Origin of the sequence: Nocardioides sp. 616 (assembly GCF_002930065.1) — a bacterium.
In the GTDB taxonomy this organism is placed as follows: Bacteria; Actinomycetota; Actinomycetes; order Propionibacteriales; family Nocardioidaceae; genus Nocardioides; species Nocardioides houyundeii.
On record NZ_POAG01000011.1, the window covers coordinates 104,840 to 130,948 of the forward strand.

The 26,109-nt window shown below is 70.1% G+C and carries 27 protein-coding genes; 7 read left to right on the forward strand and 20 right to left on the reverse strand.

Going from position 1 to position 26,109, the window contains the following annotated elements:
* Nucleotides 1-91 precede the first annotated feature (91 nt).
* Both meaB and C5H89_RS04330 read right to left on the reverse strand, forming a co-directional pair.
* Nucleotides 92-1,081 carry a methylmalonyl Co-A mutase-associated GTPase MeaB gene (meaB, locus tag C5H89_RS04325; RefSeq protein ID WP_104105857.1) on the reverse strand — a complete coding sequence of 330 codons (990 nt, stop codon included), beginning with the start codon at nt 1,079-1,081 and terminating at the stop codon, nt 92-94.
* Nucleotides 1,078-2,271 carry an acetyl-CoA C-acetyltransferase gene (locus C5H89_RS04330; RefSeq protein ID WP_104105858.1) on the reverse strand — a complete coding sequence of 398 codons (1,194 nt, stop codon included), beginning with the start codon at nt 2,269-2,271 and terminating at the stop codon, nt 1,078-1,080. The genes meaB and C5H89_RS04330 overlap by 4 nt, the downstream gene beginning before the upstream one ends.
* 125 nt (nt 2,272-2,396) lie before the next feature.
* Between C5H89_RS04330 and mce the strand changes: the two genes are divergently transcribed.
* From mce to C5H89_RS04345, 3 genes are all read left to right on the forward strand, one after another.
* Nucleotides 2,397-2,849 (forward strand): methylmalonyl-CoA epimerase, encoded by a 453-nt coding sequence (gene mce, locus C5H89_RS04335; RefSeq protein ID WP_101526221.1) that lies wholly within the window; start codon nt 2,397-2,399, stop codon nt 2,847-2,849.
* A 111-nt stretch (nt 2,850-2,960) separates the two neighbouring features.
* A complete protein-coding gene (ccrA, locus tag C5H89_RS04340) occupies nt 2,961-4,298 on the forward strand; it encodes a crotonyl-CoA carboxylase/reductase (RefSeq protein ID WP_104105859.1) in 1,338 nt (445 codons plus the stop codon).
* A gap of 156 nt (nt 4,299-4,454) precedes the next feature.
* Nucleotides 4,455-5,714, forward strand: coding sequence for a hypothetical protein (locus tag C5H89_RS04345; RefSeq protein ID WP_104105860.1), 1,260 nt, complete (start codon nt 4,455-4,457; stop codon nt 5,712-5,714).
* Nucleotides 5,715-5,839: 125 nt separating this feature from the next.
* Here the strand turns inward: C5H89_RS04345 and C5H89_RS04350 are convergent, their stop codons facing one another.
* Entirely contained in the window at nt 5,840-6,619 is a 780-nt protein-coding gene (locus C5H89_RS04350; RefSeq protein ID WP_205304856.1) for an alpha/beta fold hydrolase, read from the reverse strand.
* A gap of 8 nt (nt 6,620-6,627) precedes the next feature.
* Nucleotides 6,628-7,389, reverse strand: a complete 762-nt coding sequence (locus tag C5H89_RS04355; RefSeq protein ID WP_104105861.1) for a hypothetical protein — start codon at nt 7,387-7,389, stop codon at nt 6,628-6,630.
* A 207-nt stretch (nt 7,390-7,596) separates the two neighbouring features.
* On the opposite strand from C5H89_RS04355, the gene C5H89_RS04360 reads away from it, so the two are divergent.
* Entirely contained in the window at nt 7,597-10,023 is a 2,427-nt protein-coding gene (locus C5H89_RS04360) for a LuxR C-terminal-related transcriptional regulator (protein WP_162799206.1), read from the forward strand.
* A gap of 59 nt (nt 10,024-10,082) precedes the next feature.
* Here C5H89_RS04360 and C5H89_RS04365 read toward each other — a convergent pair whose 3' ends face one another.
* Nucleotides 10,083-11,264 (reverse strand): 3-hydroxybutyryl-CoA dehydrogenase, encoded by a 1,182-nt coding sequence (locus C5H89_RS04365; protein WP_104105863.1) that lies wholly within the window; start codon nt 11,262-11,264, stop codon nt 10,083-10,085.
* 112 nt (nt 11,265-11,376) lie between these two features.
* On the opposite strand from C5H89_RS04365, the gene nucS reads away from it, so the two are divergent.
* The gene (nucS, locus tag C5H89_RS04370; protein WP_101524906.1) at nt 11,377-12,060 is read left to right on the forward strand and encodes an endonuclease NucS; all 684 of its coding nucleotides are present in this window, start codon (nt 11,377-11,379) and stop codon (nt 12,058-12,060) included.
* A gap of 92 nt (nt 12,061-12,152) precedes the next feature.
* The gene (locus C5H89_RS04375) at nt 12,153-12,566 is read left to right on the forward strand and encodes a VOC family protein (RefSeq protein ID WP_104105864.1); all 414 of its coding nucleotides are present in this window, start codon (nt 12,153-12,155) and stop codon (nt 12,564-12,566) included.
* Nucleotides 12,567-12,594: 28 nt separating this feature from the next.
* On the opposite strand, the gene C5H89_RS04380 is transcribed toward C5H89_RS04375, so the two are convergent.
* Both C5H89_RS04380 and C5H89_RS04385 read right to left on the reverse strand, forming a co-directional pair.
* Entirely contained in the window at nt 12,595-14,616 is a 2,022-nt protein-coding gene (locus tag C5H89_RS04380; protein WP_104105865.1) for a protein meaA, read from the reverse strand.
* A 61-nt stretch (nt 14,617-14,677) separates the two neighbouring features.
* Nucleotides 14,678-14,986 (reverse strand): STAS domain-containing protein, encoded by a 309-nt coding sequence (locus C5H89_RS04385; protein ID WP_104105866.1) that lies wholly within the window; start codon nt 14,984-14,986, stop codon nt 14,678-14,680.
* Nucleotides 14,987-15,282: 296 nt separating this feature from the next.
* Between C5H89_RS04385 and C5H89_RS04390 the strand changes: the two genes are divergently transcribed.
* Nucleotides 15,283-15,855 (forward strand): cob(I)yrinic acid a,c-diamide adenosyltransferase, encoded by a 573-nt coding sequence (locus C5H89_RS04390; protein ID WP_104105867.1) that lies wholly within the window; start codon nt 15,283-15,285, stop codon nt 15,853-15,855.
* 6 nt (nt 15,856-15,861) lie between these two features.
* On the opposite strand, the gene C5H89_RS04395 is transcribed toward C5H89_RS04390, so the two are convergent.
* The 13 genes from C5H89_RS04395 to C5H89_RS04455 all read right to left on the reverse strand — a co-directional run bounded on the left by C5H89_RS04395 (nt 15,862) and on the right by C5H89_RS04455 (nt 26,108).
* Complete coding sequence (locus C5H89_RS04395) at nt 15,862-16,332, reverse strand: DUF2550 domain-containing protein (protein WP_240181700.1); 471 nt, start codon at nt 16,330-16,332, stop codon at nt 15,862-15,864.
* 77 nt (nt 16,333-16,409) lie between these two features.
* Nucleotides 16,410-16,805, reverse strand: a complete 396-nt coding sequence (locus C5H89_RS04400; RefSeq protein WP_104105869.1) for a F0F1 ATP synthase subunit epsilon — start codon at nt 16,803-16,805, stop codon at nt 16,410-16,412.
* On the reverse strand, nt 16,805-18,262 hold the full coding sequence (gene atpD, locus C5H89_RS04405) for a F0F1 ATP synthase subunit beta (RefSeq protein ID WP_101524913.1): 1,458 nt from the start codon (nt 18,260-18,262) through the stop codon (nt 16,805-16,807). Before atpD ends, C5H89_RS04400 begins: the two co-directional genes overlap by 1 nt.
* A gap of 7 nt (nt 18,263-18,269) precedes the next feature.
* Nucleotides 18,270-19,202: a F0F1 ATP synthase subunit gamma gene (locus tag C5H89_RS04410; protein WP_104105870.1), complete on the reverse strand. Its 933-nt coding sequence runs from the start codon at nt 19,200-19,202 to the stop codon at nt 18,270-18,272.
* A 4-nt stretch (nt 19,203-19,206) separates the two neighbouring features.
* A complete protein-coding gene (gene atpA / locus C5H89_RS04415) occupies nt 19,207-20,847 on the reverse strand; it encodes a F0F1 ATP synthase subunit alpha (RefSeq protein WP_101524915.1) in 1,641 nt (546 codons plus the stop codon).
* A gap of 52 nt (nt 20,848-20,899) precedes the next feature.
* Nucleotides 20,900-21,712, reverse strand: a complete 813-nt coding sequence (locus C5H89_RS04420; RefSeq protein ID WP_104105871.1) for a F0F1 ATP synthase subunit delta — start codon at nt 21,710-21,712, stop codon at nt 20,900-20,902.
* Entirely contained in the window at nt 21,712-22,257 is a 546-nt protein-coding gene (locus C5H89_RS04425) for a F0F1 ATP synthase subunit B (RefSeq protein WP_101524917.1), read from the reverse strand. The genes C5H89_RS04420 and C5H89_RS04425 overlap by 1 nt, the downstream gene beginning before the upstream one ends.
* Before the next feature lie 36 nt (nt 22,258-22,293).
* Nucleotides 22,294-22,497, reverse strand: coding sequence for an ATP synthase F0 subunit C (locus C5H89_RS04430; protein ID WP_275887100.1), 204 nt, complete (start codon nt 22,495-22,497; stop codon nt 22,294-22,296).
* A gap of 66 nt (nt 22,498-22,563) precedes the next feature.
* Nucleotides 22,564-23,388, reverse strand: a complete 825-nt coding sequence (gene atpB, locus C5H89_RS04435) for a F0F1 ATP synthase subunit A (RefSeq protein ID WP_240181701.1) — start codon at nt 23,386-23,388, stop codon at nt 22,564-22,566.
* Nucleotides 23,389-23,410: 22 nt separating this feature from the next.
* Complete coding sequence (locus C5H89_RS04440) at nt 23,411-23,665, reverse strand: AtpZ/AtpI family protein (protein ID WP_104105872.1); 255 nt, start codon at nt 23,663-23,665, stop codon at nt 23,411-23,413.
* Nucleotides 23,666-23,695: 30 nt separating this feature from the next.
* The gene (locus C5H89_RS04445) at nt 23,696-24,166 is read right to left on the reverse strand and encodes a hypothetical protein (protein WP_162799207.1); all 471 of its coding nucleotides are present in this window, start codon (nt 24,164-24,166) and stop codon (nt 23,696-23,698) included.
* Between the two features lie 107 nt (nt 24,167-24,273).
* Nucleotides 24,274-25,419, reverse strand: a complete 1,146-nt coding sequence (locus C5H89_RS04450) for an MraY family glycosyltransferase (RefSeq protein ID WP_101524921.1) — start codon at nt 25,417-25,419, stop codon at nt 24,274-24,276.
* Nucleotides 25,419-26,108, reverse strand: a complete 690-nt coding sequence (locus tag C5H89_RS04455; protein ID WP_345840637.1) for an L-threonylcarbamoyladenylate synthase — start codon at nt 26,106-26,108, stop codon at nt 25,419-25,421. The genes C5H89_RS04450 and C5H89_RS04455 overlap by 1 nt, the downstream gene beginning before the upstream one ends.
* Nucleotide 26,109: the final 1 nt, after the last annotated feature.

A 26,109-nucleotide genomic window follows, 5' to 3' on the forward strand; every position in this document is an offset into this window, starting at 1 on the left:
CCTATTACTAGCAGGTTCTCAAACACCTGCTCCGCAGGCGCGCCACGATGTGGGCAGGCGCCGAACGTGGCGGCTCTGACGGCAGCGGCGGTCACTGAGCAGCCGCGACCGCGCTGACCAGCCGGTCGGCTGCGGCATAGGGGTCGACGCTGCCACCGACCACGTCGGCCGCCAGGGCGTCCAGCGAGGCGTGCCCGTGCACGGCTGCCCATCGGGCGCGCAACGTGGCCACGGCGATCGCCTCGATCTCCTCCCGGGCCCGCCGGGTCCGGCGCACATCCAGCGCGTCGCTGGAGGCGAGCCACTGGTGGTGCCGGGCGATCTCCGCGGCCACCTCGTCGAGCCCTTGACCCATGCGGGCCACCGTCTTGACGATGGGCGGATTCCAGGCCTCCGCCGGGCGATCGCCCAGGGTGAGCATGGTGCGCAGGTCCCGACGTACCTGGTCGGCGCCGTCGCGATCAGCCTTGTTGATGACGTAGATGTCGCCGATCTCCAGGATCCCGGCCTTGGCGGCCTGGATCCCGTCGCCCATCCCGGGGGCGAGCAGCACCAGCGTGGTGTCGGCCAGCCCGGCGACCTCGACCTCGCTCTGGCCGACGCCGACCGTCTCGACGAGCACGATGTCGTAGCCGGCGGCATCCAGCACGCGCAGCGCCTGGGGCGTCGTCCAGGCGAGGCCACCCAGATGTCCGCGCGAGGCCATGGATCGGATGAAGACCCCGGGGTCGAGCGCATGGTCCGACATGCGCACCCGGTCCCCCAGCAGCGCTCCGCCGGAGAAGGGCGAGGACGGGTCCACGGCCAGCACCCCGACGCGCTTGCCCGCCTTGCGCAGCTGCGTCACCAAGGCGCTGGTCGAGGTGGACTTGCCCACCCCCGGGGACCCGGTGATGCCCACCACGTGCGCCTGGCCGGCGTAGGGGGCCAGCGCGGCCATCACCTCGCGCAGCTGCGGCGACTCGTCCTCCACCAGCGAGATGAGGCGCGCCACGGCCCGCGGGTCACCCTCACGGGCCCGGGAGACGAGTTCGGGGACCGACGCCGCTGAGCGGCGCCGGTCCCCGGACTGTGAGGTCACGCCTGCGGGACCCGGATGATCAGTGCGTCACCCTGACCGCCGCCTCCACACAGGGCGGCAGCGCCCACGCCGCCCCCGCGACGCTTGAGCTCCAGGGCCAGGTGCAGCACGATGCGGGCCCCCGACATCCCGACCGGGTGCCCCAGTGCGATGGCACCGCCGTTGACGTTGACCTTGTCCTCGTCCACCCCGAGCTCGCGCGCCGAGGAGATCCCGACCGCGGCGAAGGCCTCGTTGATCTCGAAGAGGTCGATGTCGGTGACCGCGATGCCCTCCTTCTCGACCGCCTTGGCGATGGCCGCCGCGGGCTGCAGCTGCAGCGTGGAGTCGGGCCCGGCCACCTGGCCGCTGGCACCGATCTCGGCCAGCCAGGTCAGGCCCAGCTCCTCGGCCTTGGCCTTGCTCATGACCACCACGGCGCAGGCGCCGTCGGAGATCTGGGAGGAGGTGCCGGCGGTGATGGTGCCCTCCTTGGAGAAGGCGGGACGCAGCTTGGCCAGGGTCTCGGCCGTGGTCTCGGCACGGACCCCCTCGTCCACCGACACCACGGTGTCACCGCGCCGCGAGCTGATGGTGACCGGGACGATCTCCTCCTCGAAGGCGCCGTTCTTCTGGGCCTCCACCGCCAGGCGGTGGCTGCGCGCGGCGAAGATGTCCTGCTCCTCGCGGGTGAGGTTCGCGGCCGCCGCGTTGCACTCCTCGGTCAGCAGCCCCATCGCCTGCTTGGTGAACTGGTCGTAGAGCGCGTCGTAGGCCATCGAGTCCACCAGCGCGGTGTCGCCGTACTTGAAGCCCTCGCGGGACTTCGGGAGCAGGTGCGGCGCCTGGGTCATCGACTCCATGCCGCCGGCCACCACGATCTCGTGCTCGCCGGCGCGGATCAGCTGGTCGGCCAGCGCGATGGCGTTGATGCCGGAGAGGCAGACCTTGTTGATGGTCAGGGCGGGCACGTTCATCGGCACCCCGCCGTTGACGGCCGCCTGGCGGGCGGTGATCTGCCCGGCGCCGGCCTGGATCACGTGGCCCATGATGACGTACTCGACCTGGTCGCCCGAGACGCCGGCCTTGTCGAGGGCGCCCTTGATGGCGACCCCGCCCAGGTCAGCCGCGGACTGGTCCTTGAGTCCGCCGAGGAGGCGGCCGATCGGGGTGCGAGCCCCAGCGACGATGACGGAAGTGGTGCCTGACATGCGGGTGCCTCCTGTGCTGGCATGGTGGATGCCGCCGAGCCTAGCCCGAGGCGCCGGACACCCCTCTGCTGTCCCTGATGTGGACCGGTGCACACAGAGCCGGGCGCACCAGCCACGATGTGGCCATGAGCGCACCACTGGAAATCCCCGACCACCTGTTCACCGCGATCGACCACGTCGGCATCGCCGTCCCCGACCTCGACGAGGCCATCGCGTTCTACCGCGACACCTTCGGCATGAAGGTGGCCCACCAGGAGACCAACGAGGAGCAGGGCGTGCGCGAGGCGATGATCGCCGTCGGCGACTCCGGCTCGATGATCCAGCTGCTGGCTCCCCTGAACGAGGAGTCCACGATCGCGAAGTTCCTCACCCGCTCCGGTCCCGGACTGCAGCAGCTGGCCTACCGGGTCACCGACGTCGACGCGGTGTGCGAGATCCTGCGCAGCCGCGGCGTCCGCCTGCTCTACGACGCCCCCAAGCGCGGCACCGCCAGCTCGCGGATCAACTTCGTGCACCCCAAGGATGCCGGCGGCGTGCTGGTCGAGCTGGTCGAGCCGGCGGCCTCGGGTGGCCACTGAACCACCCGGCGACGCGACGCTGTGACTATGACCTCACGCACATTCGGTTCGCATAGTGTTACCCGTGGGTAATCTTCGCCCCAGCACCCTGACCCCCTAGGAGACGATCCAGTGCAGAACATCCTCGATGCCATCCTCGCCGGTGACACGGCGGCGGAGGACTTCGCCAACCTCCCGCTGCCCGAGTCCTACCGTGCCGCGACGGTGCACAAGGACGAGGTCGACATGTTCGAGGGCATTGCGACCCGCGACAAGGACCCCCGCAAGTCGCTGCACGTCGAGGACGTGGCCCTACCCGAGCTCGGCCCGGGTGAGGCCCTCGTGGCGGTGATGGCCTCCGCCATCAACTACAACACCGTGTGGACCTCGATCTTCGAGCCGGTCTCCACCTTCGGTTTCCTGGAGCGCTACGGGCGCCTCTCGGAGCTGACCAAGCGCCACGACCTGCCCTACCACGTCGTCGGCTCCGACCTGTCCGGCGTCGTCCTCCGGACCGGCCCGGGCGTGACGAAGTGGAAGCCGGGCACCGAGGTCGTGGCGCACTGCCTCTCGGTGGAGCTGGAGGGTCCCGAGGGTCACGACGACACGATGATGGACCCCGAGCAGCGGATCTGGGGCTTCGAGACGAACTTCGGTGGGCTCGCCCACGTCGCCCTGGTCAAGGCCAACCAGCTGATGCCGAAGCCGAAGCACCTCACCTGGGAGGAGGCCGCCTCGCCGGGCCTGGTCAACTCCACCGCCTACCGCCAGCTGGTCTCCAAGAACGGTGGCGCCATGAAGCAGGGCGACAACGTCCTGGTCTGGGGCGCCTCCGGCGGTCTCGGCGGGTTCGCCACCCAGTACGCCCTCAACGGCGGCGCCACCCCGATCTGCGTGGTCTCCAACGAGGAGAAGGCGAACATCGCGCGCTCCATGGGTGCGGAGCTGATCATCAACCGCTCCGAGGAGGACTTCAAGTTCTGGAAGGACGAGCACACCCAGGACCCCAAGGAGTGGAAGCGCCTCGGCGCCAAGATCCGCGAGCTCACCGGTGGTGAGGACATCGACATCGTCTTCGAGCACCCCGGCCGGGAGACCTTCGGCGCTTCGGTCTACGTCACCCGCAAGGGGGGCACCATCACCACCTGCGCCTCGACCTCGGGCTACATGCACGAGTACGACAACCGCTACCTGTGGATGAACCTCAAGCGGATCGTCTCCTCGCACTTCGCCAACTACCGCGAGTCGTGGGAGGCCAACCGCCTCATCGCCCAGGGCAAGATCCACCCCACGGTCTCGCGGACCTACACCCTCGACGAGGTCGGCCAGGCCTCTCTGGACGTCCACAACAACGCCCACCAGGGCAAGGTGGGCGTGCTCTGCCTGGCGCCCGAGGAGGGCCTGGGGGTGCGCAACCACGAGATGCGCGCCCAGCACATCGACAAGATCAACCGCTTCCGCGGCGTCTGAGACACCGCGCTGCGGCGCCCCGCTCAGCGACACACCCCGGTTCGCGTGACTTCCATCCCGGAGTCAGCGAGCCGGGGTGTGTTAGTTGGCAGGCATCAGTAACACTGGAGAGCACCGCACACCGCACCGAGATCCCAGAAGGGGTGCCCCACCACCATGAGCCGCGACGAGGGCCTTTCCATCTTCGACGAGCAGAGCGATCTGACCGACGACCAGCCGACCCAGCGTCTCGAGGTCGACCCGGCGCGAGAGAGGCCCAAGAGCGTCGCCCCTGCCGAGGATCGGACCCCGACCCAGGTGCAGCCGGTGGTGCCGCCCAAGCGCGTCAACGGCTCCGCTGCCGCCCCCCGGCCGGCAGTCGCCACGACCAGCGCTGCCAGCTCCTCTCCGCGGACGCCGGTGACGGCGCCGGTGGGTCATCCCGCCGAGTCGCTGCCCCTGGTGCGTCGTGGGGGGTACGACAAGGAAGCCGTGGAGCGCAGGCTGGCGCAGCTGGCCGACGAGAGCGCCAGGCTCGCCAGCCGCCTGGCCGAGGCGGAGGCGCGCAGCAAGGCGCTGGAGACCGAGATCGACCAGCTGCGCGCCCTGGCCGCCGAGGCGGAGAACCCGACGTACGCCGGCCTGGGTGGCCGGGCGGCGTCCATGCTGCGGCTCGCCGAGGACGAGGCGGCGGACGTGCGCGCCGAGGCCCAGCGGGAAGCCCAGGAGATCCGGGACCAGGCCCACCGGGACGGCAAGGCGATCCGGGCCGAGGCGGCACGCGAGGCCGAGGACATGCGGATCGTGCAGCTCAAGGAGCTCGAGGACAGCCGCGAGCGGGTGCTGGCCGACGCCGAGCAGGAGCGCACCCTGGCGCTCAGCGAGGCTGAGGACCTGCGCGCCTCGGCGCGTCGGGAGTCCGAGCAGCTCCGCCTGGCAGCCCAGCAGGAGACCAACGACCTTCGGGTGACGGCCACCCGCGAGGCCGAGCAGATGCGCGCCGCTGCGGACCGCGAGGTGCAGGAGGCCCGCCGCACGCTGGCCGTCGAGAAGGAGCGGCTCGCTCGCGAGGCGACTGACCACCACACCAACGCCACGGCCGAGACCGCACGGCTGGTCACCGAGGCGGAGCAGCGGGCCAACGCCGCCGAGCAGCGCGCCCGCGAGGCCACGACCCAGGCCAGCACGATGCGCCAGCAGGCCAAGAAGGAGGCCGACGCCCTGCTGTCCAGGGCCCGGCGAGAGGCACAGCAGATCGTCACCTCGGCCAAGACCCAGGCCGAGTCCGTCGCGACCAGCGGCCACGCCGAGTCCGAGCGCCAGCTGGCGACCATCAGGTCCGAGGTGGAGCGGATGGCCAAGCGGCGCGACGCGATCACCGCGCAGCTGGGTGCCCTGCGCGACGTGGTGGCCAGCTTCACCGAGGACGAGGACTGATCCCACACCCGTGTCGGGTGCGACGACCCGGCAGCCCCGCGCGGGCTGCCGGGTCGTTGCGCGTGCGCGTCGTGACGATCGGCCGGCGCCCCGGCCCTGCCTGCGGCTGACCGCAGGAGGCCGGCCTAGGTGAGGAACCGCTGCAGCACCGCGATGAACGTCTCCGGCTGCTCGGAGTGCACCCAGTGCCCGGCGTTCTTGATCGTCACCCGTCGTACCCGGGGGAAGAGGCCCTCCATGGCCGGGGCGTACTCGTCGAGCACGTAGGCGGAGTCGGCACCGGCGATCCACAGCGCGGGCCCGTCGTACGGGGCGACGCCTGCCAGCCCCTCCTCGGGCCAGCCGCCGATCTCGGCGAGCTGCTCCCCCAGGGTCGCGAGGTTGATCTGCCACCGCCACCCGTCGTCCTCGCGGCGCAGGTTCTGCAGCAGGAAGCCGCGCACCGTCGGGTTGGGCACCGCCTCGCGCAGCTGGCGGTCCGCATCGTCACGCCGCTGGAGCAGCGTGAGGTCGATGGCCTGCATCGCCGCGATGTAGGCAGCGAACTCGCTGGTGTGGCGGTAGCTGACCGGAGACACGTCGACCACGCACAGACGGCTCACCCGCTCGGGGTGGAGCAGTGCCGTGAGCATCGCGACCTTGCCGCCCATGGAGTGCCCCACCAGGGTCACCGGCTCCGGTCCCAGCACGTCCGCGAGCCGGTGCGCGTCCTCGATCAGGTCCAGGTCCTCGGTCCATGCCGAGCGCCCGTGGTTGGGCAGGTCGACCAGCAGGACCCGGTGGTCTGGCAGCGCCTTGGCGATCTGCGTCCAGTTGCGGCCCTGTCCGAAGAGACCGTGGCAGAACACCACGGGCGAGCCGTGGTCACCGAACGACGTGGTGTGCAGCGTGGTGTCGTCCGGCACCAGCGCGCTCAGAAGTCGAACCCGTCGAACATGTCCCCGAGACCTTCCCCGATGCCGCCGAGCGTGTCCCCGATGCCTTCGCCCACCGCGCCGAGGCCCTCGCCCAGGCCTTCCAGGCCGCCGCTGAACATCATCCCCATGAACATCCACTGCATCGGGCCGAAGGCGCCGTAGTAGCCCTGGGCGTAGGGCTCGTAGGCCCGCCCACCCTGCCAGTAGGGCACGCGCTGCGAACCCACCATCACCTTGCGCACGTCAGGTTCGGCGCCGACCCGCACCCGTTCGGCGTCCAGGGCGCAGGCGGGCACGTCGCGCTGGACCCCTCCTGGCGGGACGTAGGCGACGTCGGTCACCGAGAGGCCGTGCCGGGGATCGAAGAAGCAGGGCGGGCGACGGGTGGGCAGCGGCTGACCGGCGACCCGGGCGCGGACGCACGACATGGCATACCTGCCGTCATCCAGGATCTCGGTCACGTGACGCACCTGGTCGGGGGCGGTGAGGGCGTCCGCGGCGGTCTTCGCCGCCTCGTAGGCGTCGAGAGCACGCTGGTAGTCGGCGTTCTCCCCGGCTCCCAGCGGCTGTCCGGCGAGGTCGGTGTCGAGCTCCTGAAGCTCCACGCCCAGGGCGGTGACGTCCTCCTCGACCAGCCGGCGTACCGGCGCCAGCTCTGCCTCCGCCTGCGCCGCCCGGCGGCGCTGGCCGGCCCGCGAGCCGACCACCACGGCGCCCAGCGCCGCGACGAGGACCAGCACCAGCAGGACGAGCTCCATGACGCCACTGTACAAAGCGGGACGAAACGAGGCGGCCACGAGCAACCCCCCGGTGCTCGCGGCCACCTGACCGCTCCGTCCTTCTCGCCGGCCCGTCCCCCGATCGGGCCGCCGCGAGGAGCGTGCTGCTCACTCTCTCCCGCCCAGGCAGCGCACGGCATCGGTAGTCCTACGTAATTGCCCCGGCGCTCGCGATAGATTGCCGCTGTGCTGACTCCTTGCGTGGGACGCGAGCAGGTGCAGGACCTGCTCGCCGTCGCCATGTCCACCTCCCGGTGGGTCACCGTCGTGGGTCCCCCAGGATGTGGCAAGACGCTGCTGGTCCGCCACGCCACCGAGCACCTGCCCGACCGGGTCTGGGTCAACGCGACCGGCCTGCGCTGCACCCAGGAGGTGCTGACGGCCTGCCTGGACGCGCTGAACACCCAGCCGGCCCCCGGGGACAGTGCCGAGGGCGTGCTGCGCCGGGCCCTGGACGGGACCGGCACCATGCTGGTGATCGACGGCCTGGAGACGCTCGAGGAGGATCTGGGCACCACGCTCCAGCAGGTGCTCGACGCCACCTCGGGCGCACGCCTGACGATCACCACCCGTGAGATGGCAGGACAGCCGGGCGAGCACGTCGTCCGGGTGGGGCCCCTGCCGGTCCCCGGCTCCCTCGACCCGCTCACCGGCCCCGCCGTGGAGCTGTTCACGCGGCGGGCGCAGGCGGCGGGCGGGTTCCCGCTCGACCTCTCCGCCCACGAGGCAGACGTACGGCGGCTGCTGCGAGCCACGGGCGGTCTCCCCCTCCTGATCGAGCAGCTGGCGGTGCAGAGCGCGCTCATCGGGGTGGCGAACGTGGAGCCCGCCGCCAGCCTGGCGATGGCGGTGCAGGCCTCCTACGACCTGCTGGACGACGACCACCAGCGGTGCTTCCGCCGGCTGGCGCTGATGCAGACCCCGGTGAGCATCGCGGTGCTGGCCGCCATCACCGAGGTGGACCGCGCCGAGGCCAGCCGTCTCGGCACCGGCCTGGCGCGGCGCAGCCTGGTCGAGGTGCTGCCCGACGGTCGGTTCGACATGCTCTCCCCCATCCGTCGTCACGGCGCCTTCCTGACCGCGTCCACCCAGGACTCCGCACGCACGCGCGCAGCGCTGGTCGCCTGGGCCGACTCGGCGGCGCCGGACCACGACAACGTCGGGGCGGGAGACGCCGCGTGGCTGCCTGACCTGCCCGTGATGCGCGCGGCCATCTCGTCAGCCTGTGCCGACCCGACGACCCGGGACCTGGGCTACGCGCTGGCCAACCGCATCTTCTCCGCCCTGTACACCTCCATGAGGGCGCGGGAGGCCGTGGAGATCCTCGAGGGTGTCCTGGTCAGCGGCGACGGCCCCGGGGTGATCGGGGCCCAGGTCGCCCGCCGGGCCGGCATCGCCGCCTCGGAGGTCCGCGGCACCTACGAGGGACTGTGGCTGCTGGACCGGGCCGACGAGCACGCCGCGCTCGCCAGGGAGCCGGGACTGGAGATGGCCAGGACGGCTTCCATCAGGGCCGAGATGCACCTGGACGCCGGAGCGTTCGACCTGGCCGAGCAGGAGGCCAACCGCGCGATGACGCTGGACCCGACCGGACGCTCCATCGCCCGGCAGGCGACCAGGACCCTGGTCGACGTCCGGGTCGCCCGGGGTGACTTCATGGCCGCCGTGTCCTGCGCGGAGCGCATCATCCCCACCCACGACGCCAACGACGAGCGCTGGATCAGCCTGTCGGCGCGCACCCTGCTGGGTCGCGTCGCCCTGGAGCAGGGCCGCCTGGCCGAGGCCGAGGCTGCGGCGCGGGCGACCGTGGCGGAGTCACGCCGCCTCGCCGAGGACCGGGTCCGGCTGCTCGCCGAGACGCTGCTGCGCCAGGTCGACCCGTCGGGGCCGGTCACCACCAGCGAGCGGGACGGGCTGCCGTGGGCGGTCCGACTGCCCGTGCTCGCCCAGGACGCCCGGGACCTGCTCGAGAGCGGGCATCCCGACGAGGGCGCCGGGCTGGCGGCCGACGTGGTGGTGCTGGCAGACAGCAGCCGGCTGGGACGGGACGCGGTCGAGGCCCGGCTGGTGCTGGCTCACGCCCTGCTCTCCCTGGGTGAGACCGACCAGGCCGCCAGCACCTTCCTCGCCGCTCTGGACCGGGCCGCCTCGATGCCGATGCCGCTGCGGGCCGCGGACGCCCTGGACGGCCTCGCGCTCGTCGCGCAGGCCCGCGAGCAGCGCGACGCCCGGCTCCTCTCCGGCGCCGCCGCCGAGATCCGCCGGCGTCGTCAGGCGCTGCCCTGGGGACTCGCGGCTCGACGTCGGCCGGTTGCTGGGCGTGCCTGCCCCGCGGGCTGGGTGCGCCGCGGCAACCTCAGCGACGACGGTCTGCGGGAGGTGGGCAGGATCTTCGCCCCGTGGTCCCCGCCGACCGACTCCCCCCTGGACGCGCTCACCAGGGCCGAGCGGGAGGTCGCTGAGCGGGTCGCGGACGGCCTCACCAGCCGGCAGATCGCCGAGGAGCTGTTCGTCTCCCCCCGCACCGTCGACACGCACCTGAGCCACATCTACCGCAAGCTCGACATCAACACGCGCGCCCGGCTGGCCGCCATGGTGGTCGACCTGCGCTGAGCGGGCACCGCTCGTCCTGGCCACCTGGGACAGGACGAGCGGCGACTCCGCACCAGGGCTCAGTAGCTGTGGAAGCCCTGCTTGGTCTTGCGACCCAGGTGGCCCTGGTCCACCAGCTGCGCCAGCAGCGGCGCGGGCGTGAAGCCGGCGTGCTTGAACTCCGCGAACAGCTCCTGCTGGATGGCCAGTGAGACGTCGTTGCCCACCACGTCGAGCAGCTCGAAGGGGCCCATCGGGAAGCCGGCGTGCTCCTTGACGGCGGCGTCGATCTCGCTGGCCTCCGCGACCCCGGCCTCCAGCATCTTCACCGCGTCGTTGAGGTACGGGAAGAGCAGCGCGTTGACGATGAAGCCGGCGCGGTCGCCGCAGGAGACGGCCACCTTCCCGACCTTCGCACACAACGCGCGCACCGTCTCGTCGACAGCGGCGTCGGTGAGCTCGGTGGTGACCACCTCGACGAGCTTCATCACCGGGGCGGGGTTGAAGAAGTGCATGCCGATGACTGACTCAGGACGCGCGGTGGCCGCGGCGCACTGCGAGATCGGCAGGGAGGAGGTGGTGGTGGCCAGGATCGCGCCCGGCTTGCAGATGCGGTCCAGGTCGGAGAACAGCTGGGTCTTGACCGCCAGGTCCTCGGCGATGGCCTCGACCACCAGGTCCACGGACGCCAGGTCCTCGCGTGAGGTGGCGCCGGTGAGCCGACCCAGGACCTCGCTCTTGGTCGACTCGTCGAGCTTGCCCCGCGAGATCGCCTTGTCCAGCGACTTGGTGATGGCCGCGGTAACGCCGTCCAGCTTCTCCTGGCTGCGACCCACGAACACCACGTCGTAGCCGCTCTTGGCGAAGACCTCCACGATGCCCGAGGCCATGGTGCCGGTGCCGACCACACCCACCGAGGCGATGTCGTGGCGCGGCTGCGGCTCCGCGGAACCGCCCGCCGCGCCCTCGGCGCCCTCGATGGTCCGGGCGCCCGAGGCGACCAGGCGCTGGAGCAGGTCCGCCGGGTCGTGGAGCTCGTCGCCGGTCTCGGCGAACATCGCGGCTAGCTCGTCGCGCACGGACTCCAGCCCGTCCTGCTCGACGGTGGTCAGCGGACCGACGGGGTAGCCGCAGCCGAAGCGCATGGCGGCGTCGATGTCGGCGCGCGAGGCATAGCCCTCGGCGTACATGCGGATCGCGTGGTTGAGGTAGGGCAGGACGAGGGTGCGGCTGATCTGTGCCGGGGAGGGGGTCTGCGTCATGGCGGCATGATGACACGTCCCTACCGGTCAGTAGCGTCCGTTCAGCTGCTGGACCACGAGATACCGACCACAATGGCCGGCCCACCGTCGCCAGGAGGTAGATTCCCTGCCCGTGAGACTCGTCGTTGCCACCTGCCAGGTCGACTATGCCGGACGGCTGACGGCCCACCTGCCGATGGCTACCCGGGTGCTGATGATCAAGGCCGACGGGTCGGTCCTGGTGCACAGCGACGGCGGCTCCTACAAGCCGCTGAACTGGATGTCGCCCCCGTGCACGGTCCGCGAGGGGGTCGTCGAGGTCGACGGCACCGAACGGGTCGAGTGGACGGTCACCAGCAAGGGCGACGACACCTTGCGGATCCTCATCGAGGAGATCCACCACGACTCCTCGCACGAGCTGGGAGTCGACCCCGGTCTGCGCAAGGACGGGGTGGAGAAGCACCTGCAGGAGCTGCTCGCCGAGCACCCCGCCACCCTGTCCGACGGACTGACCCTGGTGCGGCGCGAGTACCCGACCGCCATCGGCCCGGTGGACCTGATGTGCCGCGACGCCAACGGCGCCAGCGTGGCCGTGGAGATCAAGCGGCGCGGGGAGATCGACGGCGTGGAGCAGCTGACCCGCTACCTGGAGCTGCTCAACCGGGATCCCCTGCTGCGGCCGGTGCGCGGCATCTTCGCGGCCCAGGAGATCAAGCCCCAGGCGCGCGTGCTCGCCACCGACCGTGGCATCGCCTGTGCGGTGGTGGACTACGACTCCCTGCGGGGGATGGACGACAGCGAGCACCGGCTCTTCTGAGCCTCCTGCCGGGTCTTCCCCGTGCCCCTGGCAGGGCGCCGTCGAGAGGGCTAGCGTCTTGACCCCCACTCGACGCACCCACGGGAGACGCGATGACCTCCAGGCTCAACCCCTACCTCAACTTCGACGGCCGGGCCCGCGAGGCACTGGACTTCTACCGAGGCGTGCTGGGCGGCGAGCTGCACCTGAGCACCTTCGGGGAGTACGGCGACCCCGCGGCACCGGGGGCGGACCGGGTCATGCACGGCCAGCTCGAGACGCCCGACGGCTTCACCCTGATGGTGGCCGACCTGCCGCCGGGCGAGACCCACTCGGTGGGCACCAACATCCAGGTCAGCCTCAGTGGGGACGACGCCGAGGCGCTGCGCGGCTACTTCGCGGCGCTCGGGGACGGCGGCACCGTCACGGTGCCGCTGGAGAAGCAGATGTGGGGCGACGAGTTCGGCATGCTCACCGACCGGTTCGGGATCGGCTGGATGGTCAACGTCGCCGGCGACGCCGCCTGAGGCTCAGCGGCGCGCCGGCGACGCAAGCTCAGCCCTGCGTCTCGTCCAAGCCGTTGGCCCGGCGGATCACGTCGACGATCCCGTCCATGATCTCGGTCAGACCGAAGTCCTTGGGGGTGTAGACCGCGGCCACTCCCTGCTCGATCAGCGCCCGGCCGTCGGAGTCGGGGATGATGCCGCCGACGATCACCGGCACGTCGTCCAAGCCGGCCTCGCGCAGGCCGGTCAGGACCGAGGGCACCAGCTCCATGTGGGAGCCGGAGAGGATCGAGAGCCCGACACAGTGCACGTCCTCGGCCACCGCCGCCGCCACGATCTGCTCCGGGGTCAGCCGGATCCCCTGGTAGATGACCTCGAAGCCGGCGTCCCGCGCGCGGACCGCGACCTGCTCGGCACCGTTGCTGTGACCGTCCAGGCCCGGCTTGCCCACCAGCAGCCTGAGACGGCCGCCCAGCTGCTCGCCGGTCTCCTTGACGCGGTCCCGGACCGCCGTCAGCTCGACGCCGGCCTCGGCCGCGCCTACGGCGCCGGAGACACCGGTGGGGGCGCGGAACTCGCCGAAGACCTCGCGCAGCGTGCCGGCCCACTCCCCGGTGGTCGCGCCGGCGCGGACGGCGGCCAGCGTGGCGTCCATCAGGTTGACCTCGGTCTTGGCGTCGGCGGCCAACCGCTCCAGGGCTGACTTCACCTCGTCCTCGTCACGCTCGGCCTTCCAGGCGCTGAGGCTGTCCAGGGCGGACCGCTCGGCCTGCGGGTCGGCCGCCATGATGGCACCGTCCAGGTCGGCGGTGAGCGGGGACGGCTCGGTGGTCTCGAACTTGTTGACCCCGACGATGATCTCCTCGCCGGCCTCGATCCGGCCCCGGCGTGCGGCGTGGGCCGAGACGAGCGCGGACTTCATGTAGCCCGACTCCACGGCCGCGATCGCCCCGCCCATGGCTTGGACGCGGTCCATCTCCTCCTTCGCGCCCGCCACCAGCTCGGCCACCTTGGCCTCGATGACGTGGCTGCCCTCGAAGATGTCCTCGTACTCGAGCAGGTCGGACTCGAAGGCCAGCACCTGCTGCAGCCGCAGGGACCACTGCTGGTCCCACGGGCGGGGCAGGCCCAGGGCCTCGTTCCACGCCGGGAGCTGCACGGCGCGCGCCCGGGCGTTCTTCGACAGCGTCACGCCCAGCATCTCCAGCACGATGCGCTGCACGTTGTTCTCCGGCTGCGCCTCGGTCAGGCCCAGTGAGTTCACCTGCACCCCGTAGCGGAACCGTCGCATCTTGGGGTCCGTCACGCCGTACCGGTCCCGGGTGATCTCCTCCCACAGCTGCACGAACGCGCGCATCTTGCAGGTCTCCTCGACGAAGCGCACCCCGGCGTTGACGAAGAAGGAGATCCGACCCACGACGCGCTCGAAGTCCTCCTCGGAGACCTGCCCCGAGGCCTTGACCTGGTCCAGCACGGCGATGGCCGTGCACAGGGCGTAGGCGAGCTCCTGCGCGGGCGTGGCACCGGCCTCCTGCAGGTGGTAGCTGCAGATGTTGATCGGGTTCCAGCGAGGGATCTGGTTGACCGTGTACGCGATCGTGTCCGCGGTCAGCCGCAGCGAGTGCTCCGGGCCGAACACGTAGGTGCCCCGGGAGAGGTACTCCTTGATGATGTCGTTCTGGGTGGTGCCTGCCAGCTGCGCGGCGACCTCGGTGGGGTCGAGATCGGGGTTCTGCTCCTCGGCGACCACCTGGTACATCGCCAGCAGCCACATCGCGGTGGCGTTGATCGTCATCGAGGTGTTCATCGCGGTGAGCGGGATGTCCTCGAACAGCCGACGCATCTCGCCCAGGTGCGGGACCGGGACACCCACCTTGCCCACCTCGCCACGACTCAGCGGGGAGTCCGGGTCGTAGCCGGTCTGGGTGGGCAGGTCGAACGCGACCGACAGTCCCGTCTGGCCCTTGGCCAGGTTCTTGCGGTAGAGCGCGTTGGACGCGGCGGCGGTGGAGTGGCCGGCGTACGTGCGCATCACCCAGGGACGGTCCTTGGAGTGCTGGGGGTCAGTCATAGGGGTGATGTTAGGCCCCGCTCGACCTGTGCACGCGTGGTCTCGCTGTGGGAAACAGCACTCATGCGCTCGCGGCGTGCCGCTCCACCTCGACGACCCGGACGAGCCGCGAGATGTGCAGCATCCGGCGGACCGCGGGACTGCAGCCGCGCAGGGTCAGGTGATGCCCTTGGCGCGCCGCACGACGGGTCGCGACGGCCAGCAGCCTGAGGGCGGTCACGTCGACGGCGCCGACGCAGCTCAGGTCGACCACGACGTCCTCGGGGTGCTGCCCGAGGTGCTGGTAGAGGGCGTCGCGCACCTGCCACGTGCTGCGTACGTCGAAGTCCCCGCTCAGCTCGAGGGTCGATCCCTTCGTGACGATCTCCATGTCCCGCTCCCCTCCGACGCCCGAACGCCGGTGTGTTGGAGGCCTCCCCCGAGGCCTCCACCGATCGGTCACCCCGCCCCGATGCGAGGTGGACTCGATCCCTATGACGTCGTTCGTACCCGAAAAGGTTGCACCGCCGCCAGCGCTTTCCTTGGCGGGTCGACGCCGGCGACGATAATCGGACACGCAGTTACACGACCATTCGGTAATGTGACGCATGTTACATCTGTGACTTGCTTGTTCGGGGGAGGCTGGCGGCGATTCCCGACCCTGCGTACGGCGATAGGCTCGCGATCATGGTCAACCTCACCCGCATCTACACCCGCACCGGCGATGCCGGCACCACCCGACTCGGCGACATGAGCGAGACGTCGAAGACCGACTCCCGTCTCGCCGCGTACGCCGATGTGGACGAGGCCAACGCCAGTCTCGGAGTGGCACTGGCCCTCGGCGGGCTCGCCGAGGACGTGCAGCGGGTGGTCACCCGCGTCCAGAACGACCTGTTCGACGTGGGCGCGGACTTCTGCACCCCGGTGGTCGCCGTGCCGGAGTATCCCCCGCTGCGCATCGAGCAGGACTACATCGACCGCCTCGAGGGCTGGTGCGACCAGTACAACGCCGAGCTCCCCAGCCTCCGCTCCTTCATCCTCAACGGAGGGACCCCCGGCGCCGCGCACCTGCACGTCGCACGTACGGTCGTACGGCGGGCCGAGCGGTCCGCGTGGGCGGCGTGGTCGGAGCACGAGGAGACGATGAACGTGCTGGCCATCAAGTACCTCAACCGGCTCTCGGACCTGCTCTTCATCCTGGCCCGGCACGCCAACGCCGAGCGCGGCGACGTGCTCTGGGTCCCTGGCGGCGAGCGCTGAGGCGGCTCAGCGCAGTGGCTTCAGGTCCCAGTTCGTCCCAGGGGGCCCGGCCTCGAGCCACGCCTGGAACCCGGTGAGCGACGAGGAGCTCATCGCCAGCTCGAGGCTGCCGCCGGTGGTGCTGCAGGCCACCACGACGTGATCGGCGTACAACGCGGTCCGCTCGGGTCCCGACGGCGTCCGCTTGCCCGAGAAGCTGATGTCGTCCCGCCGCCACACGTACTTCGGCGACGGTGAGAGGGAGAAGACCCGGAACCACTCCAGGGAGTCGCCGCTGTAGCGGCCCACCCCGAGCAGCCAGCCGCGTCCGGGCTTGCCGGTCCGCGCCCGAACGCTCAGCTCGAACGTGCCGCCGTTGCGGGCCAGGACGCGCCGACGCGCGATCAGCGCGACCCCGTAGAGGAGCACGGAGACCAGGAGCGCGCCCAGCACGTCGAGCAGGACGATCCAGAACTCCAACCAAACCTCCTCGGTCACGACCCCGTGCGTTAAATGCAGCAAGGTGAGCACACGGCGTGCGTGTGCTCACCCTACTGGTGCGTCTCAGCAGCTGATCAGGACGCCTGCTCCACCGCGCGGATCCGGGCCTCGGCCCGGCGCACGGCCTCGGCCGCCTCGTCGTCGAACTCTCCAGCGGCATGGGCCCGCTCGAGGTCCTTGCGTGCCTTCTCCAGGTCGATCTCGTGCGACATCTCCGCCCGCTCGGACAGGATGGACACCCGGTTCTCGGCCACCGACAGGAAGCCGGCGTCCACCGCGGCCACCCAAGTCTCACCATCCGCGGTCTGGACGTCCACGACACCCTCGATGACCACCGACAGCATCGGCGCGTGGTTCGGCAGGATGCCGACGTCGCCACCGATGGTCCGCGCGATCACCAGCTTCGCCTCCCCCGACCACACCAGGCGGTCGGCGGCGACGAGCTCCACGTGAAGCAGCGAGTCAGACATCACAGGGACTTCTGGATCGCTGCCCACTGGCGCTCGACGTCGTCGAGCCCACCGCACATGAAGAAGGCCTGCTCGGCCACGTGGTCGTACTCACCGTTGGCGATCTTGTTGAACGCCTCGATGGTGTCGGCCACGGGGACCGTGGAGCCCTCGATGCCGGTGAACTGCTTGGCCACGTAGGTGTTCTGCGACAGGAACCGCTGGATGCGGCGGGCGCGGGACACGATGACCTTGTCCTCCTCGGACAGCTCGTCCACACCGAGGATCGCGATGATGTCCTGCAGCTCCTTGTTGCGCTGCAGGATCGCCTTCACCCGGATGGCCGCGTTGTAGTGGTCCTGACCGATGTACTGCGGGTCCAGGATCCGCGAGGTCGAGGTCAGCGGGTCCACGGCCGGGTAGATACCCAGCGAGGCGATCTCCCGGGAGAGCTCGGTGGTCGCGTCCAGGTGCGCGAAGGTGGTCGCCGGTGCCGGGTCGGTGTAGTCGTCGGCCGGCACGTAGATCGCCTGCATCGAGGTGATCGAGTGACCACGCGTGGAGGTGATGCGCTCCTGCAGCTGACCCATCTCGTCGGCCAGGTTGGGCTGGTAGCCCACCGCGGAGGGCATGCGGCCCAGCAGCGTGGAGACCTCCGAGCCGGCCTGGGTGAACCGGAAGATGTTGTCGATGAAGAGCAGCACGTCCTGCTTCTGCACGTCGCGGAAGTACTCCGCCATGGTCAGCGCCGACAGCGCGACCCGCAGGCGGGTGCCCGGCGGCTCGTCCATCTGGCCGAAGACGAGGGCGGTCTGGCCGATGACGCCGGCCTCCTCCATCTCCACGATCAGGTCGTTGCCCTCACGGGTGCGCTCGCCGACACCGGCGAACACCGAGACGCCACCGTGGTCCTTGGCGACCCGGGCGATCATCTCCTGGATCAGCACCGTCTTGCCCACCCCGGCACCACCGAACAGGCCGATCTTGCCGCCCTGCACGTAGGGGGTGAGCAGGTCGATGACCTTGATGCCGGTCTCGAACATCTGGGTCTTGGACTCCAGCTGGTCGAACGCCGGCGCCTTGCGGTGGATGCCCCAGCGCTCGTTGATCTCGAGCTTCTCGCCCTCGGCGAGGTTGAGGCAGTCCCCGGTGGTGTTGAACACCCGGCCCAGGGTCACGTCGCCCACGGGCACGGTGATCGGCCCGCCGGTGTCGATGACCTGGCCGCCGCGGACCAGCCCGTCGGTCGGCTTCATGGAGATCGCGCGCACCATGCCGTCACCGATGTGCTGAGCAACCTCGGCGGTGATGGTCTGGGTCTCGCCGTTGAGCTCGAAGGTGATCTTCAGGGCGTTGTAGATCTCGGGCATCTGGTCGGTCGGGAACTCGATGTCCACGACAGGACCGATGACGCGGGAGATCCGGCCGGTGCCGGCCTGGCCACCCGCCGTGTTCGTCTCTTCAACAGTGGCAGTCATGTCTCTCTCACTCATTCCCGGCGTTGGCGTCGGCAAGGGCGTTGACGCCACCGACGATCTCGCTGATTTCCTGGGTAATGCCGGCCTGGCGGGCCTGGTTGGCAATTCGCTTGTACTTCTTGATCAGCTCGTCAGCGTTGTCAGTCGCCGCCTTCATCGCCTTCTGACGGGCTGCGAGCTCGGAAGCCGCAGCCTGCAGAAGACAGAAGAAGATCCGGCTCTGGACGTACTTGGGGAGCAGTGCGTCGAGCACCTCCTCGGCGGAGGGCTCGAACTCGTACAGCGGCAGCAGGTCGTTCTTCTCGGGCACGTCGGTGCCCTCGATGACCTCCAGCGGCAGCATCCGCGTGGCCGTCGGCTCCTGGACCAGCATCGACCGGAAGCGGGTGAAGACCACGTGCACCTCGTCGACAGCGGGCGGGCGGCCCTCCTCGGCCTCCTCGTCGACGTCCCCGAGGAACGCGTCGATGAGGGTCCGGCCGATCTCGGCCGCCGCGTCGTAGGTCGGCTGGTCGGAGAATCCCGTCCAGGCCTGCGCGACCGGGCGCTGGCGGAACTTGTAGTACGCCTCCGCCTTGCGCCCCGTGACGTAGAGGTCGACCTCCTTGCCGTCCTGCTTGAGTCGCTGGACCAGCCGCTCGGCCTCCTTGAGCACGCTCGAGGAGTACGCGCCGGCCAGACCACGGTCGCTGGTCACGACCAGGACCGCCGCACGACGCGGGTTCTCCGGGTCGGTGGTCAACGGGTGGTTGACCCGCGAGTGCGTCGCGAGCGCCGACACTGCGCGGGTCAGCTCCCGGGCGTAGGGCGCTGCGCCCTGCGCCCGCTGCTGGGCCTTGACGATGCGGGACGCGGCAATGAGCTCCATGGCGCGCGTGATCTTCTTCATCGACTCCGTCGACTTGATCCTCGCGCGGTACTCACGTACCGAGAGAGCCATCTCCTCAGCCCCGCTTCTGCTTGACGATCTGCTCCTGGTCGACGTCGGCGTCCTCGAGTGCCTCGTGCACCTCACGACCAGCCTTGATGGAGTGCCCGTCCGAGGTCTCGAACTGGTCCAGGAAGGTCTCGTAGGCCACAGCGAGCTGGTCGGCCGTCGAGTCCTCGAACTTACCGGACTCGCGGATACCCGCAAGGATGCCCTCGTGCGAGAGACGCAGGTAGTCCAGGAACTCCTGCTCGAAGCGGAGCACGTCGTCGGTGGGCACCTTGTCGAGGCGACCCGACGTTCCGGTCCACAGCGACACGGTCATCTCCTCGACCGGGTACGGCGAGTAGGCCGGCTGCTTCAGCAGAGCCATCAGGCGCTGCCCGCGGTCGAGCTGCTGACGCGAGGCCGCGTCCAGGTCCGAGGCGAACATCGCGAACGCCTCCATGGCACGGAACTGCGCCAGATCGACCTTGAGCGATCCCGTGACCGTCTTCATCGCCTTGGTCATGGCCGAGCCACCCACCCGCGAGACCGAGACACCCACGTCGATGGCGGGGCGCTGGTTGGCTGCGAACAGGTCCGACTGCAGGAAGATCTGGCCGTCGGTGATCGAGATGACGTTGGTGGGGATGAAGGCCGAGACGTCGTTGGCCTTGGTCTCGATGATGGGCAGGCCCGTCATCGAGCCCTTACCCATCTCGTCGGAGAGCTTGGCGCAGCGCTCGAGCAGACGGGAGTGCAGGTAGAAGACGTCACCCGGGTAGGCCTCACGGCCCGGCGGGCGACGCAGCAGCAGCGACACCGCACGGTAGGCCTCGGCCTGCTTGGTGAGGTCGTCGAACACGATGAGGACGTGCTTGCCCTCGTACATCCAGTGCTGGCCGATGGCCGAGCCGGTGTAGGGAGCCAGGTACTTGAAGCCCGCGGAGTCGGAAGCCGGGGAAGCCACGATGGTGGTGTACTCCAGCGCACCCGCCTCCTCCAGCGCGCCCCGGACCGACGCGATGGTCGAGCCCTTCTGGCCGATGGCGACGTAGATGCAGCGAACCTGCTTGTCGGGGTCGCCCGACTCCCAGTTCTTCTTCTGGTTGATGATCGTGTCGATCGCGATCGTGGTCTTGCCGGTCGCGCGGTCACCGATGATCAGCTGTCGCTGACCACGGCCGACCGGGGTCAGGGCGTCGATCGCCTTGATGCCGGTGGCGAGGGGCTCGTGCACCGACTTGCGCACCATCACGCCGGGAGCCTGGAGCTCCAGGGCACGACGTCCGGTGGTCTCCAGCTCGCCGAGGCCGTCGATCGGGGTGCCGAGCGGGTCCACGACCCGGCCCAGGTAGCCGTCACCGACAGCGACCGAGAGGACCTCGCCCGTGCGGCGCACGGTCTGGCCCTCCTCGATGCCCGCGAAGTCACCCAGGATGACGACACCGATCTCGCGGGTGTCGAGGTTCTGGGCCAGGCCCTTGGTGCCGTCCTCGAACTCGAGCAGCTCGTTGGCCATGCACGAGGGCAGACCCGAGACGCGCGCGATGCCGTCTCCAGCCTCGGCCACGCGGCCGACCTCTTCACGACTGGCGGTCTCGGGCTTGTAGTCCGACACGAAGCGCTGCAGCGCGTTACGGATCTCGTCCGGACGGATGTTGAGCTCCGTCATTTGTCTTCCTTACTGTTCGTCTGCTCGAAAGGGGAGTTGGTGACCGACCGGCTCATCCGGCGAGCCTGCGTCGTACGTCGTCCAGCCTGCTGACCAGGGTGCCGTCGATGACCTCGTCACCGATCTCGACCCGGATTCCGCCGATCAGCGACGGTTCCACGACCACGTTGACCGAGACCGGTCGGCCGTAGCGGCGGGTCAGGGCTTCCGCGAGTCGCTGCCGGGCGCTGTCCGCGAGCGGCTGGGCCACCCGCGCCGTGGCGACGTACTGGCCGTGGACCTCGGCGGCGATCTTCTGGTACTCCGCGAGGGCGACCGCGACGGTGCGGTGAGTGCCGGCCAGTGCCTGGTCGGCGAGCACGACGGTCTCGGGCAGGGCCCGACCCTCCAGGAGGGAGGAGACCAGCGTGCGCTTGTCGGCCTGCGAGCGCGCCGGATCCGACAGGGCGTCGCGGAGCTCGGAGGAGTCCTTGACCGTCTGTGCGAACGAGAAGAGCTCGTCGGTCAGCTGCCCCGAGGCCCCCTTCTGCCCAGCGGAGTGCACGACGGCGATGACGCCGAGGCGCTCGAGCGCGTCAGGGAGGTGGCGCGTGGCTGCCCAGCGCATGGTCACCGCCCGTTCGAGGAGCCGGACCGCGAGCTCGGAGGCCTTGCCGCCGAAGAGCTGGCGGACCAGCCCGGACTTCGCCTCGGGGGCGAGGGAGACGTCCGTGGCCACCCGCCGCAGACCGGCCTCGCTGCTCAGCACGGATGCCAAGGAGAAGAGGTCGCTGCCGACCAGCACGCCGTCGGAGCCCGGGAGCTCCCCCTGCAGGTAGTCCGACAGGGAGGCGACAGCGTCGACGGATGCTCCACGGAAGGCCATCAGTTGACCCCGCCCTGAACCTGACCGGACTCGATGTCAGCCAGGAAGCGCTCGACGACCCGGCTCTGCCGGACCTCGTCGTCGAGGCTCTCGCCCACGATCCTCCCAGCCAGGCCGGTCGCGAGTGCGCCCACCTCTGCTCGCAGCGAGGTGACCGCCTGCTGGCGCTCGGCCTCGATCTGCGTCTTGCCGTGCTCGACGATGCGGGCGGACTCGGTCTGAGCCTGGTCCCTCATCTCGGCCACGATCTGGGCACCCTGCTCACGCGCTTCCTCTCGGATGCGCGCGGCCTCGTGCCGTGCGTCGGCGAGCTGCTTCTCCAGCTCCGCCAGCTTGGCGTCGGCCTCGGCCTGCTTGGTCTCGGCTGCAGCCAGCCCGCCCTCGATCGCCTTGGTGCGCTCGGCGAACGTTGTCTCGAAGTTGGGGACGACCCACTTCTTGACGGCGAGGAAGAGCAGCCCGAAGACGACCAGGGAAAGGACGATCTCCACCGGGTGCGGGATGAGGGGATTGAGCTCCTCAGCCGCGAGGGTGATCGAGTTCATGGACTTCGGTCCTTCGTCAGTGCTTGGTCAGGGGGGTCAGAGCACGAACGCGAGGGCGATGCCGATGATGGCAAGCGCCTCAGCCAGGGCGAAGCCCAGGATGGCGATCGGCTGCAGGCGGCCCTGCGCCTCGGGCTGACGGGCGACACCGTTGATGTACGCGGCGAAGATCAGACCGACGGCGAGACCCGGACCCACGGTCGCGAGGCCGTACCCGAGCATGTTGAGAGAGCCATCCACGGCTTCTTCCTTTCGTTGTTCCTGCTAGGAATGTTGGTTGGGCGCAGGAGGGTGTTGGGGGTGAACTCAGTGCTCTTCGGCGACGGCGCCGGAGATGTACATCGACGTCAGCAGGACGAAGACGTAGGCCTGGAGCACCTGGACCAGGAGCTCGAGGAGGCTGATGAGGCCGAACATCAGGAACGCGACAGGGCCGGCGAGCCTGGTGAAGCCCTCCCCGTGCAGCAGGAGGTACTCACCGCCGAGCGCGAACAGGATGAGCAGCAGGTGGCCCGCGAACATGTTGGCGAACAGACGCAGGGCCAGCGTGACCGGGCGGACCAGGATGTTGGAGAAGAACTCCAGCGGCACCAGGAGCAGGAGCACCGGCCCCTTGATGCCCGCGGGCACCGTCTGGTGCTTGAAGTAGCCGAAGAACCCGTGGCGCTTGATCCCGACGCCGTTGTAGACCACCCAGCTGAGCAGGGCCAGCGCGTAGGCGGTGCCGGCGCGGCCGAAGGTCGGGAACTGGATGAACGGGATGGCCGCCATCACGTTGTTGACCAGGAGGAAGAAGAAGAGGGTCACCAGGTAGGGGATGAACGGGGTGAAGTCCCGGCTACCGATGATGTCGCGACCCAGGGAGTTGCGGACGAACCCGTAGCCGGCCTCGCCGACGTACTGGAGCTTGCCCGGCACCATGGCGCGCTTGCGGCTGGCGTAGTAGAGGAAGGCGAAGACCAGTCCGGCCGCCACGACCAGCTGGATCATCGGCTTGGTGACGCCGAGGTACATCGTCTCGCCGAGGAACTGGAACGTCTTGTCCGGCCCGATCGGGGGCAGGTTGAAGTCGGCCGGGCCCGGGGGGGTGAATCCCTCAGCCCGGATCGCGGTCATCCCGATCGCACTCACGCTGTCTCCTGTGTCTGCCGCACTACTGATTCGAGTTCTTGTTCGTTCCGGAGGTCGGGGTCGTGCCGAACGCCCGCCAGGTCAGGTAGAGACCCAGGACTGCGCCGAACACGATGCCGATGCCCACCAGGAACGTCGTTCCCAGCCAGCGGTCGAGTCCCCAGCCCCCCAGTCCGTAGACCAGGACGCCGGTGATGACGTAGCTGAACGCACGCCAAGGATCCTGCTGTCCGCTGGGTTCCTCGGCGTGGCTTGACCGTGAGTTCTTCAGAGCCATCGCGAACCGGACAATAGCAGTCGTGAAAGGTCATCGCGCGCCCGCCTCCTCCCGCTCGGACGCGGCCGGGTCGGCCAGGTCGTAGAGCGGGATGCGCGCCTTGGTGCTGAGCCAGGTCTGCGCCGCGATCCAGACACCCGTGCCGACGATGACGCCGGCTGCCAGCCAGCCCCGGGACACGACCGTTCCCAGGTCCCCGGAGCGATCCAGCGTCGCGAAGACGGCGACCAGGACCGCGATCTGGAGACCGTAGGTCAGCAACGCGACGAGGAGGGAGGCCGAGGGCATCGCGTCCGCCACGACGTGAACCACGAAGGAGCCCAACGCCAGGACGGTGATCACCAGCCCGGCCCCGATCGCCGCGCCCAGGGCGCTCGGGCGCCCACCGGTCAGAGCCGCCAGAGCGACCACTGCGATGCCCGCTCCGACGGCGGCCAGTACGGCTCCCAGAAGCACACCGAGGCCCGGATCACCGGGCTGGCGTTGCGACGTACGGGGCATGTCTGGAGGCCGTCCTGTGGGGGTCTCGGGCATGGTCTCAGGTGGCGCTCGGGACTCCCGGAGCGCTCGTGAAAACTATCACAAGCCTCTCGGGCAGCCGAATCGGCTCACGCCTCCTCGGTCTCCCCCGCATCGAGGAGCAGAGGGCTGTGCACCCGTGGCAGCACGAAGGTGACCACCAGGGTCAGCAGGCTCCCGAGGGCCAGGGCGGCCCAGACCATGGGGCCCGAGTAGAGACTCACCACCACGGCCCCGAAGCCCACCAGCCCGGCCCAGGTCCACATGATGAAGACCGCGCGCCGCTGGGAGTGGCCGATCTCCAAGAGCCGGTGGTGCAGGTGCTGCTTGTCGGGCGCGAACGGCGAACGGCCCGCGCGGGTCCGCCGGACCACGGCCAGCACCAGGTCGGCCATCGGCACCAGCAGCAGGGAGACCGGGAGGAGCAACGGGAGGAGCACCAGGATGCCGGCCCCCGAGCCGTCCCGGCCGAAGGAGGTCTGGGCACCGTCGAACTGGCCGGTCACGGTCAGCGCGCTGGCGGAGAGCACCAGCCCGATCAGCATCGACCCGGAGTCGCCCATGAACAGGCGCGCGGGATGGAAGTTGTGCGGCAGGAAACCTGCGCACGCCCCCGCGAGCGCGGCGCTGAGCAGCGCCCCCGTGGTCGCGAGGGTGACGTGGTTGAGGTTGGAGAGCTGGTAGCAGAAGAGGAAGAGGGCCAGGGCGCCGATCCCCACGACTCCCGAGGCGAGGCCGTCCAGGCCGTCGACGAAGTTGACCGCGTTGACCGTCGCGACCACCACCACCACGGTCAGCAGCGTCCCCTGGGTCGGATCCAGTGCCAGCTGGACCCCCTCACTGTTGGGGAAGAAGTAGAACTTGACGCCGTAGTAGGCCAGCAGCCCCGCGGCCAGCACCTGGCCACCGAGCTTGGTGAGCGCATCGATGTCGAAGATGTCGTCGAGCACTCCCACCGCGCAGATCAGCGCGCCCGCGGCCAGCACCACCCCGGCGTCCCGGAAGACCCAGGTGCCGCTGGTGGAGAGGAAGGGCAGCTCCCGAGCCACCAGGTAGGCCGCGACGAGCCCGCCCAGCATCGCCAGTCCCCCGAGGTAGGGGATCGGCTTGGCGTGCACGTCGCGGTCCCGAACCGCCGCCACCGCCCCCGTGCGCAGCGCGATCTCCCGCGCGATGACGGTGAGGAGGTACGTCGTCGCGGCGGCCACCAGGAAGACCAGCAGGTACTCGCGCATCAGCCCTGACCCGGGGTGTCGGTGGGGCCGGCACCGCCTGACTCGTCGGTGAGCTCGATCTCCAGCGGGGTGAGCACCTCGGCCAGCTGGTCCAGGCCGATCGCGCCCAGCCGCAGCACGCGGCACCCCGGTCCGGTCACGTCCACGATGGTCGAGGCCACGGCGCCGGCGCTGGGACCGCCGTCGACGATCACCTCCACCCGGTCCCCCAGCATCCGCTCGGCCTCGTCGGCATCGGTGGCGGCGGGCTGGCCGGTGAGGTTGGCCGAGCTGACCGCGAGTGGGCCGGTGCGCTCCAGCACGGACAGGATGATCGGCTCGTCGGGCATCCGGACCGCCACGGTGCCATGGGTCTCCCCCAGGTCCCACTGCAGAGAGTCCTGCTGGTGGCAGACCAGCGTCAGCGGGCCGGGCCAGAAGCGCTCGACCAGGGCGCGGGCGAAGCCCGGGACCCGGGTCGCCAGGGCGTCCAGGGTGGTGGCGCTGCTGACCAGCACGGGAGGTGGCATGTCTCGGCCCCGGCCCTTGGCCTCCAGCAGCGCGCGGACCGCGACGGCGTCGAACGCGTCGGCAGCGATCCCGTAGACGGTGTCGGTGGGCAGCACGGCCAGCTCCCCGCGACGCAGGGCCAGACTGGCTGCCTCGACGGCTTCCTCGCGTTCGTGCTCCGTGGCGGTCGCGTGTCGCATG

Excerpts from the sequence above, each read along its gene's own strand:
- C5H89_RS04450 (WP_101524921.1), bottom strand. The coding sequence starts at position 25,419 with ATGCGCGAGTACCTGCTGGTCTTCCTGGTGGCCGCCGCGACGACGTAC.
- C5H89_RS04355 (WP_104105861.1), bottom strand. The coding sequence starts at position 7,389 with ATGGAGCTCGTCCTGCTGGTGCTGGTCCTCGTCGCGGCGCTGGGCGCC.
- C5H89_RS04345 (WP_104105860.1), top strand. The coding sequence starts at position 4,455 with ATGAGCCGCGACGAGGGCCTTTCCATCTTCGACGAGCAGAGCGATCTG.
- C5H89_RS04385 (WP_104105866.1), bottom strand. The coding sequence starts at position 14,986 with ATGGAGATCGTCACGAAGGGATCGACCCTCGAGCTGAGCGGGGACTTC.
- C5H89_RS04420 (WP_104105871.1), bottom strand. The coding sequence starts at position 21,712 with ATGGCCTTCCGTGGAGCATCCGTCGACGCTGTCGCCTCCCTGTCGGAC.
- C5H89_RS04380 (WP_104105865.1), bottom strand. The coding sequence starts at position 14,616 with ATGACTGACCCCCAGCACTCCAAGGACCGTCCCTGGGTGATGCGCACG.
- atpA (WP_101524915.1), bottom strand. The coding sequence starts at position 20,847 with ATGACGGAGCTCAACATCCGTCCGGACGAGATCCGTAACGCGCTGCAG.
- atpD (WP_101524913.1), bottom strand. The coding sequence starts at position 18,262 with ATGACTGCCACTGTTGAAGAGACGAACACGGCGGGTGGCCAGGCCGGC.
- C5H89_RS04445 (WP_162799207.1), bottom strand. The coding sequence starts at position 24,166 with ATGCCCCGTACGTCGCAACGCCAGCCCGGTGATCCGGGCCTCGGTGTG.
- C5H89_RS04440 (WP_104105872.1), bottom strand. The coding sequence starts at position 23,665 with ATGGCTCTGAAGAACTCACGGTCAAGCCACGCCGAGGAACCCAGCGGA.
- mce (WP_101526221.1), top strand. The coding sequence starts at position 2,397 with ATGAGCGCACCACTGGAAATCCCCGACCACCTGTTCACCGCGATCGAC.
- C5H89_RS04455 (WP_345840637.1), bottom strand. The coding sequence starts at position 26,108 with ATGCGACACGCGACCGCCACGGAGCACGAACGCGAGGAAGCCGTCGAG.
- C5H89_RS04365 (WP_104105863.1), bottom strand. The coding sequence starts at position 11,264 with ATGACGCAGACCCCCTCCCCGGCACAGATCAGCCGCACCCTCGTCCTG.
- C5H89_RS04390 (WP_104105867.1), top strand. The coding sequence starts at position 15,283 with ATGGTCAACCTCACCCGCATCTACACCCGCACCGGCGATGCCGGCACC.
- C5H89_RS04400 (WP_104105869.1), bottom strand. The coding sequence starts at position 16,805 with ATGTCTGACTCGCTGCTTCACGTGGAGCTCGTCGCCGCCGACCGCCTG.
- C5H89_RS04410 (WP_104105870.1), bottom strand. The coding sequence starts at position 19,202 with ATGGCTCTCTCGGTACGTGAGTACCGCGCGAGGATCAAGTCGACGGAG.
- C5H89_RS04375 (WP_104105864.1), top strand. The coding sequence starts at position 12,153 with ATGACCTCCAGGCTCAACCCCTACCTCAACTTCGACGGCCGGGCCCGC.
- C5H89_RS04425 (WP_101524917.1), bottom strand. The coding sequence starts at position 22,257 with ATGAACTCGATCACCCTCGCGGCTGAGGAGCTCAATCCCCTCATCCCG.
- C5H89_RS04330 (WP_104105858.1), bottom strand. The coding sequence starts at position 2,271 with ATGTCAGGCACCACTTCCGTCATCGTCGCTGGGGCTCGCACCCCGATC.